At 44.5% G+C, this 13,277-nt stretch carries 19 protein-coding genes; 9 read left to right on the top strand and 10 right to left on the bottom strand.

The window, feature by feature from the left end:
• Entirely contained in the window at positions 1-471 is a 471-nt protein-coding gene (locus AC5JBY_RS28870) for a hypothetical protein (RefSeq protein ID WP_495908162.1), read from the bottom strand.
• Positions 472-570: 99 nt separating this feature from the next.
• Here AC5JBY_RS28870 and AC5JBY_RS28865 point away from each other — a divergent pair, with 99 nt between their 5' ends.
• Positions 571-1,092, top strand: coding sequence for a hypothetical protein (locus AC5JBY_RS28865; RefSeq protein WP_495908161.1), 522 nt, complete (start codon positions 571-573; stop codon positions 1,090-1,092).
• 10 nt (positions 1,093-1,102) lie between these two features.
• Here the strand turns inward: AC5JBY_RS28865 and AC5JBY_RS28860 are convergent, their stop codons facing one another.
• Both AC5JBY_RS28860 and AC5JBY_RS28855 read right to left on the bottom strand, forming a co-directional pair.
• Positions 1,103-1,570 (bottom strand): hypothetical protein, encoded by a 468-nt coding sequence (locus tag AC5JBY_RS28860; protein WP_495908160.1) that lies wholly within the window; start codon positions 1,568-1,570, stop codon positions 1,103-1,105.
• Positions 1,571-1,625: 55 nt separating this feature from the next.
• A complete protein-coding gene (locus AC5JBY_RS28855; protein WP_495908159.1) occupies positions 1,626-2,417 on the bottom strand; it encodes a hypothetical protein in 792 nt (263 codons plus the stop codon).
• A 381-nt stretch (positions 2,418-2,798) separates the two neighbouring features.
• Here AC5JBY_RS28855 and AC5JBY_RS28850 point away from each other — a divergent pair, with 381 nt between their 5' ends.
• The 7 genes from AC5JBY_RS28850 to AC5JBY_RS28820 all read left to right on the top strand — a co-directional run bounded on the left by AC5JBY_RS28850 (position 2,799) and on the right by AC5JBY_RS28820 (position 5,915).
• Positions 2,799-3,221, top strand: coding sequence for a DUF5958 family protein (locus tag AC5JBY_RS28850; RefSeq protein WP_495908158.1), 423 nt, complete (start codon positions 2,799-2,801; stop codon positions 3,219-3,221).
• A gap of 98 nt (positions 3,222-3,319) precedes the next feature.
• On the top strand, positions 3,320-3,709 hold the full coding sequence (locus AC5JBY_RS28845; protein WP_495908157.1) for a hypothetical protein: 390 nt from the start codon (positions 3,320-3,322) through the stop codon (positions 3,707-3,709).
• Between the two features lie 103 nt (positions 3,710-3,812).
• A complete protein-coding gene (locus AC5JBY_RS28840) occupies positions 3,813-4,223 on the top strand; it encodes an SMI1/KNR4 family protein (protein WP_495908156.1) in 411 nt (136 codons plus the stop codon).
• A 79-nt stretch (positions 4,224-4,302) separates the two neighbouring features.
• A complete protein-coding gene (locus tag AC5JBY_RS28835; RefSeq protein WP_495908155.1) occupies positions 4,303-4,758 on the top strand; it encodes an SMI1/KNR4 family protein in 456 nt (151 codons plus the stop codon).
• Positions 4,759-4,829: 71 nt separating this feature from the next.
• Positions 4,830-5,126 carry a hypothetical protein gene (locus AC5JBY_RS28830; RefSeq protein ID WP_495908154.1) on the top strand — a complete coding sequence of 99 codons (297 nt, stop codon included), beginning with the start codon at positions 4,830-4,832 and terminating at the stop codon, positions 5,124-5,126.
• Between the two features lie 45 nt (positions 5,127-5,171).
• Positions 5,172-5,663, top strand: coding sequence for an SMI1/KNR4 family protein (locus tag AC5JBY_RS28825; RefSeq protein WP_495908153.1), 492 nt, complete (start codon positions 5,172-5,174; stop codon positions 5,661-5,663).
• A 42-nt stretch (positions 5,664-5,705) separates the two neighbouring features.
• Positions 5,706-5,915 (top strand): hypothetical protein, encoded by a 210-nt coding sequence (locus tag AC5JBY_RS28820; protein ID WP_495908152.1) that lies wholly within the window; start codon positions 5,706-5,708, stop codon positions 5,913-5,915.
• Positions 5,916-6,013: 98 nt separating this feature from the next.
• Here the strand turns inward: AC5JBY_RS28820 and AC5JBY_RS28815 are convergent, their stop codons facing one another.
• From AC5JBY_RS28815 to AC5JBY_RS28795, 5 genes are all read right to left on the bottom strand, one after another.
• Positions 6,014-6,802 carry a hypothetical protein gene (locus AC5JBY_RS28815; RefSeq protein WP_495908151.1) on the bottom strand — a complete coding sequence of 263 codons (789 nt, stop codon included), beginning with the start codon at positions 6,800-6,802 and terminating at the stop codon, positions 6,014-6,016.
• Between the two features lie 167 nt (positions 6,803-6,969).
• Positions 6,970-8,196 carry an RNA polymerase sigma factor gene (locus AC5JBY_RS28810; RefSeq protein WP_495908150.1) on the bottom strand — a complete coding sequence of 409 codons (1,227 nt, stop codon included), beginning with the start codon at positions 8,194-8,196 and terminating at the stop codon, positions 6,970-6,972.
• Positions 8,197-8,202: 6 nt separating this feature from the next.
• Positions 8,203-8,559 carry a YciI family protein gene (locus tag AC5JBY_RS28805; protein ID WP_495908149.1) on the bottom strand — a complete coding sequence of 119 codons (357 nt, stop codon included), beginning with the start codon at positions 8,557-8,559 and terminating at the stop codon, positions 8,203-8,205.
• A gap of 96 nt (positions 8,560-8,655) precedes the next feature.
• Positions 8,656-9,216: a dihydrofolate reductase family protein gene (locus AC5JBY_RS28800; protein WP_495908148.1), complete on the bottom strand. Its 561-nt coding sequence runs from the start codon at positions 9,214-9,216 to the stop codon at positions 8,656-8,658.
• Positions 9,217-9,292: 76 nt separating this feature from the next.
• Positions 9,293-9,724, bottom strand: a complete 432-nt coding sequence (locus tag AC5JBY_RS28795) for a hypothetical protein (RefSeq protein ID WP_495908147.1) — start codon at positions 9,722-9,724, stop codon at positions 9,293-9,295.
• Positions 9,725-9,952: 228 nt separating this feature from the next.
• On the opposite strand from AC5JBY_RS28795, the gene AC5JBY_RS28790 reads away from it, so the two are divergent.
• Positions 9,953-10,870 (top strand): ketopantoate reductase family protein, encoded by a 918-nt coding sequence (locus tag AC5JBY_RS28790; protein ID WP_495908146.1) that lies wholly within the window; start codon positions 9,953-9,955, stop codon positions 10,868-10,870.
• Positions 10,871-10,939: 69 nt separating this feature from the next.
• Here AC5JBY_RS28790 and AC5JBY_RS28785 read toward each other — a convergent pair whose 3' ends face one another.
• Both AC5JBY_RS28785 and AC5JBY_RS28780 read right to left on the bottom strand, forming a co-directional pair.
• On the bottom strand, positions 10,940-12,004 hold the full coding sequence (locus AC5JBY_RS28785; RefSeq protein WP_495908145.1) for a M12 family metallopeptidase: 1,065 nt from the start codon (positions 12,002-12,004) through the stop codon (positions 10,940-10,942).
• Between the two features lie 182 nt (positions 12,005-12,186).
• Positions 12,187-13,263, bottom strand: coding sequence for an alpha/beta fold hydrolase (locus AC5JBY_RS28780; protein WP_495908144.1), 1,077 nt, complete (start codon positions 13,261-13,263; stop codon positions 12,187-12,189).
• Positions 13,264-13,277 lie beyond the last annotated feature (14 nt).

Genomic DNA, 13,277 nt, shown 5'->3' with positions numbered 1-13,277 from the left:
TTATTTGGTGGTACGGTTAAGTGTATAGCTCTGCAGGGGATTACCGCGCATATAGCGGCCTTGTTCATCCAGCAGATGGAGGAGGCTGTTGCCCAGCTTTACAAAGCGCAAGATAGGGCCGGCCTTGACGGGCATCAATTCATAGATCATGGTATGGGCATAATCGCCCGTGCCTTTTACGATGCGCCACTGGCCGGTGGATTCGCTTTGTGTGTCGGGGCTTGAGGCGTTATTGTCCGGCAGCACGTGACAAGTCGAGGCGACCAGTTTGTAGGTAGCAGGCTGTTGCGTTGCGGGGTCGCGCTGCAACGTAAGCTCCCAGTTGACGAAGGCGCAGTCTGTCGCCGGGCCAACCTTCAGCAGCGGCCTTATGAGCTGGCCACAGGGCGTGGCGCCGACGAATACTTCTTTGGTGGCAGCACGGGGTATACTCTGCAACAATAAGATCAATAGTGGTATGAGCAGTTGCATAAATAAATAATTATACTTAAACTTACCTAAAAAGGCGCTATACCGGCAGCACTACTACACATACCGGTGCAGTGGCTTGACGAAATACAACTATTGCCCATGAGTTATACCCTTGCTCTTTGGATACTGTTTATTTTATTATTGATCACCTATTCGATCGTCAGGAAAAGAAAGAACAGGACACTGAACGTGGTGCTCTTCTTCTTGCTGATAGGCATCCTTTTAACAGAAATGGTGTTGCCCGGAAGGATATGGGGAAAGTGGAATGCTATTTCATCATTAGGCAACAAAGAAGTGCGTGAGATCGTATTGCGGCCGTCCGCACCGGGCTGGAAAGTGAACCTTGTTGGCAAAAACTATATCATTACGGATAAAAAACAGATCGACTCGTTGCTGCACTTGTTCAAAAAAGTGGAAGTGTATTTCCCCAATCACCCAACGCGGATATGGGAAACCCAATTGGTGTTTAAAACGGCAGCCGGCGATTCACTCAAAATAGAGGTGAAAAATACTGACAACAATGGCACTGTCATCTATACGCCCACTAACAAGTGGCGTATAGATGACGCAGGGCCTTATCTTGAAAGGATCACTCAGTATACTGGCAAGCCCAGCCTGTGAGGAATCTTCATTAATCCTGCTTTTCCATTATAGTCATGATCTTCCTTGCTTCGTCGATAGGAACAAGGGTCACCGTTTTACCGGAGAAGGTATAATTCATATTCATTTTGTTTTCCCGGACGGCATTTTTGGAGATCTGTGTGAGCAGTTTCTGTGCAGCATCAACTGTGTAGGTGCCTTTCTGCTTTACCTTATCGCCTTTCATTTCATCGTACGTGCCGTCGGCTTTAAACACGAAGTAATAATCCTTAAAGCCTTCGATCATCATGTTCATAAAGCTCACCGCCATGGCGCTGTCTTTATCATCTTTGAAAGAAGCTCTCATTTCTTTGCCGATCGCTGTAGAATCGTTCCTGAAATCATGGTAGAAACCCATGTCTACCACTACGATCTTCCATTTGCCTACGAAAGGGTTAGTCTGACTAAAACCGGTAGAAACAATCAAATAACATAGGGCGAGCATTACTATTTTCTTCATATACGGTTGGTTAAGGGCGCAAACGTAGCTGTTTTTGGGTGAATTTAATAGATTTTCATACTACTTCCAATATTTTGGCGCTACCGGCATCTTTCGTTTGTTTGATATGGTTGGCTCCCACCAATACGCCATAAGCAATGCCTACACCTAATACCAGTGACCACTGTTGACCAGGAGGGACCGACATGAGAGAAATATTCAGGTCTATTGCCGGCGATCCTTCCAGCAGGGGAAACCAGTCACTGCTTACCAATTTACCTCCATACACATGTTTCATCTCAACAGGCCTATAGCCAATTTTATTCCACGACAGATCGGGCACAACACCTAATGAAATATCCAGCCTAAAGTAGGGATAGTTCTCTTCACTCATGAGGTGTAAACCGGGAAGCAATTCCGGAAAATGAACTGTTGCCGAACAGGTGTCCCGTTGTATGGTCCATTGCAACGGGTGACGTATCACGCTGTCGAAAAGAGTCGTTCGATTGAGCGAAAACCCACGCAGTATATGTGGGCAGGTGGAAAGAGCGACTCCCCGCTTACCCCATTCGCTTACCTTGTCGTTTTCCTGTACCGCCACCATCAATGAATTGAAGGCGCCGGCAAGGTTGCGGCCAGCCAGCCATTCCAGGGAGGACAAGGAGTTTCGTAGATGCTTACTGGCAGTGCTTCTGCCGCCAAATTCAGCGATCACACGTTGAACTTTGGGCATCTTTTTTACCTTCTGCTTGGTGTGACCACCTTTTTTGCGAATAATAGGCCTATCTACACCCTTCATGGTGTAAACGGAAAAATCCTCAATAGGCCCCCTGATACCTGCGGCGATGCCGCCAACAACTTTAGCCATAATAGTAGATTTTACAGGTATCCGCTCCATACTTCACCTATAGAACAACGATACCATTATTGGGTTAAATAAAATGACTTAACATTATTTAAACGATCTTGTAATATTAAACAACCATAGATGTACCATATTTTTATAATGTGGTGTATCTATGGTATGTTTATGGTGTATATATGGTAAATCTATGGTGTATCCTGTTATAAAATACTAATAAAGAATGGCTTAAGCAGGCTGCAGCTATGGAGAATCAAGGAGATAGACAACTTTGCGAATGGCAACTATTGGCAAGAATTAGCGATACGATTGGGTTAACATCCTTACTTTAGAACAAATCTTCGAGTACAAGTAGAAAATACATACATCATTAAGTCACGTTAAATAATGAAGATAGAGTACGAAATATTAATCAATAAATATGGGCAAGAGCTAATTGGCATAGAGCACTTGTTGCTGATTTTTAAAGATTTTGTAATTACATCCCAAAAAGATTTCCTGAATGATATTCTTTTTCTTATCCTTCAATCGAAGCCAAAGGATAGCGATATCGAACCTGCTATTTTGGAAAGTAGATTAGAGCCTACTTATACACCTTGTGTTTTATTACGAAAAGGTGTTGCAACTCATAATTTGGAAAGACTTGTGAAGTTGCCTGAAAATGAGCTTTCGAAAGTGCTTGTATTACTATTGAATTTATTCAGAATAGCTTATAAAAGAAGGTTTTTGATGGAGAAAGACAACCCAAATAAATGGTGGTATTGGGATTTGTCTAACGAAGCAAATATTCGCAAAATTAACGCGAGTTAAATGATTTGCCCCGAGTATTAAGTAGTGTGCTGAATGAAACAGAAATATAGACAAAGAGGTATGGTGAGACCGATTAAATATTCTTTACTTTTTCAACCATGCAACAATTTCAATTAAGACTTTTTGATGGAACTGAGTTCAGTAACTCAGCATGGACATTCCAGAGAAAACCAGAGGAAGTTGAACTGGAGTTCCAGTCGGCATTTTTTAACATGAAAGTGCAAGATTCCTTCCCTTTTCTTGCACTTAATAAGATTCGGCTGAAATTGGAGGGTATAGGAATTAAGATATTGTGCCATGGGGCCAGAATAGATGTTTATCCTTCCGGCATGTTATTAACAACCGTCAAAGCCTATGAGATAGAAATGGGGCAGAAAGCTACAAAAATGATAGTCATTTTCGATCCAACAGATGATATCCATAAAATTGCCACTGTAGAGGAACAAAAGGCTTATTTTGATAGTTGGTTTGTAAGCATTCCTGTCTGAGTTGATAGAGTATAGCTTCGGTATTAGCACAAGTATGCTAACTCTCATGCTCCAGGTCACATGGGGAATAGGATACAAGATTCATTTCGGAATCAATAACAATATGTACGATAAAATAGATTTTTACTTGAAAGGCCTTGAATGTGATGGAATTCCTGTGACTGATGAAATAATAAGTAATGTACAAAAGTTACTTGATTTCAAGTTGCCCGAGGATTACTTATATGTTGTTAAGTATTATAATGGGGGCGAAGGAGATGTTGGTGAAGAAGGTTATATTGAGTTATTTCCTTTTGAAATGCTTATTCAAATAAATGCCGATTATGAATTATTAATGAAGCAGATTCCGGATTATTATCTTTTTGCAAAAGATGCTGCTGATACAGGCTTTGCATTTCATAAGCAAAATCACACATATCATTCTTTTGGGTTAATGTCAAATTTTGAAACGGATAATATGGATTTTTGGGGTAACAGTTTTTTAGAATTTATAGACCATCTGTTGGTTTGGTAGGTAAGTGGGCGATTGGCACCTGCAAGAGAGTTGGGTAGGTAGATATTAATGATGTAAATGCAACGAAAACAATAGCAAGATGATCAGTTCAACCATTAAAGTGCTGAAGTTTAATGCAATTAAATGCTATCCCTGCAGTCAAGCAGAGATTCAGGGCTTGAAAGGTAAATTTGGTAATGGCTTCCCTCAGTGTTACATAGATTTTTTGGAGTACATGGGTAAAGGCGCTGATCAATACATGACAGGCTCTTTTGCATACTATAATGAACTTGATTTGATTAATTTAGAAGCAAAGGAGTTGATAAAAGTTAATAGTTTTAAAAGTCTGCCTGAAAACGCATTTGTATTCTGGATGCACCAAGGATACCAATTTGCCTTTTTCTTACTTGCTGACAATGACAATCCTTCAGTCTATTACTACAATGAGGCAATACCCTTGACCGATTTCAGGAAAACTTATGATAGATTGTCGGATTTTTATTATGACGAACTTATAAATTCAGGAATTCCAATACCCAAAGCATTGCAAAAGTAGGTAGCGAGCCGATTGGCATTGGTACAAGTGCGCCAGTGAGGAGGTGATTTTATTAATCCAAGAGATAAATAATGTTTTTAGAATACTTGAATAAATGGATTAAAGAAAATGAACAGCTGCTAAACAAGCAGCAATTGATAGTAGAGCACATTATTGATCATGGAGGAAAAAAGACTGAATTAGGTATATCTAATAATATTACAAAAAATGGCGGATCATTTGAACTACTTATTGATGGAACCTGCGATGTGATGATTATTGATTATAAAACTAATGGGTCACTCTTTTTCGGTACATTTTATTTAAAGGACACTAACGAGTTAAAGAATGCCATTGATACTTTTATTCTTAAAATGATAAGTAGGTAGGGTCGTTTACCGATTGGGAAGTATTTCTTTAAATAATGGAGGCAAATGATATATAAAAACAAGCTTACTGAGCTTCTTGAGCAAAAAGCAAAAACATCAAACGAAGGACTTGAAGTAGCGTTTTCGAGTAAGGGAGGCGCTTCTGCACAGGATATAATGCTTTTAAACGAATACTTTAATTTAAAGTTGCCTGATGAATATATAAGCTTTCTTTTGGCCTATAATGGTCTGGAACTTTATAAGCATGAAGATGTCGGCGGATTTCTGTTTTTTTGTACAGGCAATCTTATTGAAGAAAATGGTTCACTTAAAAAGGAGTATGGCCTTTATTGGGATAATTCTATAATATTGTTTTGCCAAATTATCGGTGAGGGGAATTTTTTAGGATTTAGAATACAGGAAGATGGAAAATATGGAGTGGTAGATTGTTTTCATGAATTGCCTCCCCGGGAATGGGAAACTATAGAAACATCATTTGATGCCTGTTTGGATAAGCTATTAAAGAACAATGGAGAAAAATACTGGCTAATCTGCTAGGATAGGTGGCCTATTGCTAGAGGCCGGTTAAAACAGGAATACATGTTTAATAATCAGTTTGTAGACTATTTAATTCGTCACGGTTGGATAGAAGCTGGCCCGATGAAATACAAAAAAGTAAATACAGGCCTTATGCTCTTATTTGATACTTCTAATCAAATTGAAATAGAAAATAATGACCGCCGGGTAGGGGATTTTTATTTACAAGATTTAAATGATTTAATCCGGGTATTAGATAGTGTACAACGATAGATTAGTGTAACAAGATTTAAAATATAAAAGATGGGTTGACAATCAGTCAACCCATCTTTTATTTAGAGAATCAGATAAGCACATAGTCTAGAGGCGGCTTACTGTCCCTGACACTTATAAGCTATGATAGCATGGTCAGGAGTAATGGCTCCGAAGGGCAGCAAATACCGGCCGGTAGACTGGCGCGTAGCTACCGGCAACCCCATCCAGTTATAGCTGGCGCCGGTTAGCGGATTGTTCTTGCTATAATCCCTCGCCAGGAACATCCACAGCTTATGGGTTCGCAACAGGTTGATCTTATGATCATAGTTGGCATAAGCTGATGAATTGCCAGCAGTGTTGTACGTGTAGATCTTTTCAACCTCTGGCGTGAAGGGCATTTTCGTTGTCGTCTTTACAATCCTGTCAAGGCTGTCATACTCGTACAGTACCATGGTAGCAGGGCCTTCACTGATAACATGGCCATTGTACAACGCACCGCCATAGCCTGTGCTGGAATAAGTGATCCTGTTGCCTGTCCAGGTGAATCCGGAATAGTTCGGTAAATAGCCGTTGCCGGATACCGTGTCATAATATATAACCGTCAGTAATTCCGTCAATTTACCGGCAGCGTTATACTTAAAGAGGTAAGTAGGCTTTACCGTCTTCAGGGATGCAGGCGGTGAGATAGACTCAGGATTGCCCTGGGCATTGTACTTGAAGTAAAGCGTGTTGGTGTCGGGCGTAGCATACCCATAGGAAGTCATCTGCGTGATGCGACAGAGGGTATCGGGTGTTGGACCTCCGTCGTGATGCTTGACAATGTCGAAGAGTTTGTGACAGGCAGTGAGTTGACATACCGCCATAATCAACACGGTGCCGACCGTGTAGCGTACGATCTTTTTCATAACAAAATGTTTAATGACGAATAATTACCGTTTAGCTATAAAACCGTTATGAAATAAAGGGTAAGCATCGACCCGGACAAGACAAAGCTTGTAAGTGCGACGTTTTGGCAATAACTGTATCGACTGGAGCAATAAGTGTAATGATCAGTACCTGGTTGAACAAGCTGCTAAACCTGGTTGAGTTTCTTTTGGATCACCTGTTGTTCTGCAGTTGTTTTTGCCAGCAGGAGGGCCTGTTGCAAATGTTGTTGTGCTTTGTGAGGATCAATGCCAGTGTATAATTCACCCAGCAATAAATAATAGAAGTGATTGCCGGTCAGTTGCAGCTTTTCCGCTTCCACTATTGCTGCGGGTTTGCCATTGGCTTTGGCAAGGGCATAGGTCCTGTTGAGGGCGGCCACAGGCGAGTACTCCATTTGCAACAGCTGGTTGTACAGTTGCAGGATGTTTTCCCACTTTTCGGGTGTGTCCTGCTGTTGCGTATTCCACCAGGCAATGCCGGCTTCGAGGTGGTAGCGCGACAGTGTTCGCCCGGTGCTGGCGCAGCGCAGGAAGTAACCGCCTTTGCTGATGACATCGGTATTCCACAGGCTGGCATCCTGCTCATCGTATAATATCAATTCTCCGGCTGCATTAGTGCGCGCCTCCAGCCGCGAAGCATGAAAGCACATGAGTGCCAGCAAGGCATTTACCGCAGGTGTATTGGTAAGGGGATTCTCTACCAGCATGGTGCAGAGCCGCATGGCTTCAAAGCAAAGTTCCTTGCGTACAGTGGCCGCCTGACTCACAGAATAGTATCCCTCGTTGAACAACAGGTAGATCGTTTTTAACACGGTGGCCAACCGGCTGTCGATATCGGCAGGAGCAGGTAGCTCTATCCGGATATGCTCTGCACGCAGTTTTTCCTTTGCCCGCATCAGGCGCTTGTTGATCGTTTCTTTATTGGAAAGGAAGGCGTCAGCTATTTCCCCGATGCCAAAGCCGCACAGAATGCGCAGCGACAGTCCTATTTGTGCTTCCACGGGAATGGCAGGATGACAAATAGCAAACATCATCTGCAGCTGGCTGTCGATGATGTTTTGTGTTGATAGGTCTATATCGTATGGATCAGCCTCCGGTGCTGTATGGCTGATGATGGGCGCAACCTTGTTGTCGAACACGGCATTGCGTTGCAGGAAATTTTTCGCTTTGTTCTTTGCCACTTCGTACAGCCAGGCTACCGGGTTTTGTGGAATACCCTTGACGCCCCAGGTTTGTGCAGCGGTAAGGAAGGTGTCGCTGGCCAGGTCTTCGGCGGTTTCTATCTGCTCAAAGCCGAAACGCTTGCACAGGACCGACACGATCTTGCGGTACTCGTTCCTGAACAGGTGTGGTATCAATTCACCGTGCTCCATACCGGCTTAACGGGTATTGTCTTTACCCATTACTTTTCTTACTTCCACGCTGTTGCCTTCACCTTTCAGTATAGGGCAGGCCCTGGCCATCGATACCGCTTCGTCGAAGCTTTCTGCTTTTATGATAATGAAACCTGCTATCGATTCTTTGATCTCTGCGTAAGGGCCATCGGTGATCACATCATTGGGCCTGATCACTTTTCCTTCGGTTGAGAGGCCCGTGCCGCCGCCAAACTTGTTTTGTGCAGCTATGCCGCCCACCCAATCCTGGTATTGCTTCATATATACCTGCAACTGCTCGGGTGATGGTTGTTTGTCTTTAGTGATGAGATCAAGCCGCATTAAGATTAAGTATTCGTCCATGATGTTGGTTTTAGAAAAAGGAAGTCGTTCAACGTGGGCCTTCGAGGTGACACCTTTTGAAAAGGTGTCACCTCGAAGGGTATATACAAATGTAATTTACTTTTTCAATGGCCGGTAGGAGAGCAATACCACGCCACTGCTGAAAACACGGTGACTGATCAATTCAAGATCCAGCTTTTGGGACAGGCCGCTTAGTACAGCCGCGCCACTGCCCAATGCCACCGGATCGATCATGAACTGGAATTCATCTACCAGCCCAGCTGCTGTCAACTCGGTTAAGATGCTGCCGCTGCCCAGTATGGTCATGTCTTTGGGAGATTCTTTCTTCAGCTTTTTCACTTCGGCGGCAATGTTGTCGCTGATAACACGTGTGTTGTTCCAGTCTGCTTTTTGCAGCGTGCGGGAGAACACGATCTTTTCAGACTGGTTCATGCCTTTGGCTACTTCCGGTATTGTTTGCTCGGCCTGGGGCGTGGGCCAGAAGCTGGCCATCATTTCGTAGGTGGTGCGGCCAAACAACAGGATGCTATCGGATTGTGCGCCTGCTGCGGCAAAATCGCTTTCTTCGCCGCCATGGCGATGCCAGCTGATGTCGTTGTTGTCTCCTTTGTAAAATCCATTGAGTGTCAGGAACTGGAAGGATGTTAATTTACCCATTGTTATATGTTTTATAGTATAACAAGTGAGGTGCCTGCGATTGGACAGGCCGGGAAATATTTTTTACAAGTATTTATTACTGGGCCGTCAGCACCGTGGGCGAGCCGGGAAAGGCGGGCGTTGTGTTGTCTTCGGCAGTTATAAAAACACGGATGGGCTTGTACACGCTGACGGCATCCAATGACCCACTGTATTTGCGGGTAAAGAAGCCTTTGGTGCTTTTGAGCTGTCCGAGGTTCCTGGCTCTTTCATTTTCTGTAACCAGCCAGGCTATGTATACCTTTTTAGGCGGCGTGAGCCTGTCGGGCGGCGCCAGGTGGGTAACCTTGATGCTGATGGAATAATTGCTGTTATTGTCTTTTTTGATCTTTACCCTGCCTTCTGCTGTTGGGACTACCGTAGATGTTTGAAAAGCCATTTTCTTTGCGCAGGAGGTTGTCAGCACAACAACCATCAGCATGATAAAACTTATGTAGCGGGCAGGCGTCCAAAGTGTATAATTCTTCATATACGTGGCGGATTAAGAATGATGTAAAATAGTTTCTTTTGTGTAAGTCGCAACCAATCAATCTATTACTAAGTTAGCAACTAATCGGATACAATAAAAGTTTAATGCCTGCCGCTGGTGATAAGTGATGTCGGACTATATGGGAACTGATCTACTCAATTTTGCCGAAACTGCCTCTGTTCCCGTTTGGAAATAAGCTGCATTTTTGTTGGCTTCAAACAGATGTGTATGCAAACAGTGTATATCATTGGCGCCGGGGCTGTGGGTAAAGTGCTGGCCGTTGCATTGTCGCTCAATAACCGCAAAGTGGTGTTGCTGCGCGGCAGCGTGGATCATGTGCCCAGCCATGTAGAAAGGATACAGGTCGTTACTGCCAACAATACCATACTCGAAGCGGATGTTGAAGTAAGCACGTTGAGTAATTATCCGGTATTAGACGGCATCATCGTGCTTACCAATAAATCGTATGGCAATGCGCGACTGGCGTTGGTGCTTGCCGGCAAAACCGGCCAATCGCCACTGGTGATCCTGCAAAATGGGCTGGGCGTGGAGCAGATGTTTATTGATCATCATTTCCCGGAAGTATACCGCTGTGTGTTGTTTGTTACCAGCCAGGTTGCCAATAACCATACAGTGAGTTTTAAGCCGGTGGCTATTTCTCCCATTGGAGCTATTACAGGCAATGGTCATAACCTCTCTGTTATTGTAGCACTATTGAATACTACACAATTTGGTTTCCGGGCGGAACCCAACATACAACCGGTGATCTGGAAGAAAGCGATCACCAATTGTGTGTTCAATTCTGTATGTCCTTTACTGGAAATAGATAACGGTATCTTTCACCGCGATGAAAAGGCGCTTGCGCTGGCTACACGCGTGATCAGGGAATGTGTGGACATTGCACAAGCCAAGGGCATTGAACTGACAATAGAGGAAGTAGTAGAGAATCTTTTGCTGATCAGCCGCTTGTCTGATGGACAGCTTATTTCCACGTTGCAGGATATCAATAACAAACGACCCACTGAGATCGACACCTTGAACTTTGCCATTGTGGAGATGGCCAGGTCGTTGCATAAAGAAGACGCAGTAAAAGAAACGAGACTATTAGGAGAATTGACCAGGTTGAAATCGACATTGACTCTTTAGTATCGTATTCCCAAAGAAGCAGAAAGAAAGGGTACGGTTTAAAGCTATGGGATTGTTCTCTTACGCGTATCACACTACGACGATGCCACCGCTGTTTTGAGCGGGCGAAAATAATACCCGGACGTTGATCAGGTAAGTTCTTCCTTTTACAAGCGGAAGCCTGATGCGGGCGTTCTTGTCGGTACCGCTATCGTCATCGCCTGCGAGGTGGATGGCCTCCTTTTTCACCTGCTCGGATATCACCATTACAGTGTCCATTTCACCAAATGTCTGAATCGTGTACTTGCGGCTAATGGTGGGAGTAAAGGTGAAGTCGGCCTGCCCACCTGATAAAGCGGCAATAGGTACAGATTGCAAAACGTTCAGTTTGGTAATGGTTGCAGGCTTGATGGGTGGGTAAATAGACCTGACGCCGGCAATGTCCTGTGGTGATAATATGCCGGGCGGGAAGATGCCTTGCTGATAAGGTGCAGGCGCCAGTATAAGACCAGGACCAAATTCATATTCCATGATAGAGGCGGGGTCCCACTGAGAACCATTCAGTCCATTGGGCGACATCTTGCGCAGTATGTTCGATTGGATAGAGCTTACTGACCAGTTGTTGGGTGGTCCTGAAAATTCAGCGATCACAGCATCGGTATTCCAGGTGATGCCTGCAAAAGGGCTTTGGTGTTCATGCTGAAAGCCAAGAGTATGGCCTATTTCATGCAAAGCGGTTGTTTTACCATATGTGGTGGTGAGGTCCCAGCCAAAGTTCATTGTACGGTTGGGTTTGGCGATCGTCAACACATCCCTGCCTACATACGACCAGGAGCCATCGGTTTGGTCGAACCCGATCCTCACCATCGACTCTTCCACGTTGGTCACTTCGGTAAATGTGAGGCCGATGCCCAATGCTTTCCAGTCTTTGAACGATTGTCTCACTACATCACACTGTGCTTTGGCGCCTTCAATGAACATGTATTTGATATCGGTACCATTGACCCACTTTTTGTTGTTGCTCAGTATAAAACCCACCCTTGTCTCGGAAACACCCGGGTCGAAGGTTTGCACAATGGGTTGTGGTTGTGAACAAAGTTTCTTTGTACCATATTCGGTTGCAGCTGCTTTTCTTGCTGCCTTTTTCTTAGCCATAACTTATGAGTTTAAATTTGATCAAAGTGGTTGTAAAGATGGGCTAAGGAGGTAGGGCATAGCAATGTGATTTTCCTGCTTTTTCGGGCAGGTGTTTTCACGGGTGGCACTGGCTAAAAGCAAAAGCGGCGCCCGTGGGCACCGCTTCATGAAGTGTCTATATCCTGGATCTAAAAACTCCTTTATTTCTTAGCTGATACTTCCAACAGCTCCTTCAGGTACATATCCCACATGGGAGGGTTGGAGTGCGTTCCATGACCTGTTGTTTTTTCGGAGGTAGGGATCAGGATATACCTGCCTTTAGGTATTCTCTTGATCACCGGCTCCATCAGGTTCAGCTCCGGAGGATTGCATTCGTCATCGGCTGAATTGACAGCAAAGATGGGCGCTATGATCTTCTCTGCCTGCGGCTCCGGATTGTAGAAGCGTGAGGCATCCATGGCATAGATCATATCGTTGGCATCTAGTGTAGTGAGGTATCGTGCTTTGGTGCGGGCCAGGTTCTCTTCTGCTTTCTCACGGGTAGGAGCACCTTTCTGCATTTGCCAGGGGGCACTTACCATGAAGATGAGGGAAGAGATGGCGCCGGTCAAGCCCACTTTAGGTTGACTGGTATACTCTCCGCCTTTCCACTCGGGGTCCATCATGATGAGGTCGATGGCCATTTTACGCGTCATGCGGTTCCTGCCGGCAATCTCTACAGGCAGACTGGCTAATGGGAAAAGGGCATCCATGAACGTAGGATACATCTCGCCCCATACCCAGGTGTGCATACCTCCCATAGAAGTACCCATCACCAACCGCAGGTGATTCACCTTCAGGTGCTCTGTCAGCAACATGTAATCGGCTTTCACCATGTCGTTGTAGGTATACTTGGGAAACTTCATGTGCATACCATCGCTGGGCTTGCTCGATTTGCCATGACCGATCGCATCAGGGAAGATGATGTAATACTTGGTAGCATCCAGCAGTTGGCCGGGGCCGAACAGGTTGCCTGAAAAACGGTCGTTGAAGAACCCGTTGCCGGAACCGGTTGTACCGTGCATTACGATCACTGCATTGGTGGTCTTGCCACTCTTGTCTTTTTGCGGTGTGCCCATGGTGTAATAGTGCAGGTTCATCTCGGGCAGCACTTCTTTACTTTCAAATTCAAAGTTCTTCACTTTGTAATCGCCTTCGGCCGCGGCCGGGTATTTAGCCTGCCCGGTGGCTTTCAAGGCGCATACAACAAGCAATACGAAAAGGGAACGTTTCATCATTATATGTGTTTTTA

The sequence above is a fragment of the Paraflavitalea sp. genome (assembly GCF_059502485.1).
Note: the sequence above shows the minus strand (reverse complement) of the source record. Positions and strands in the feature narration are given on the sequence as shown.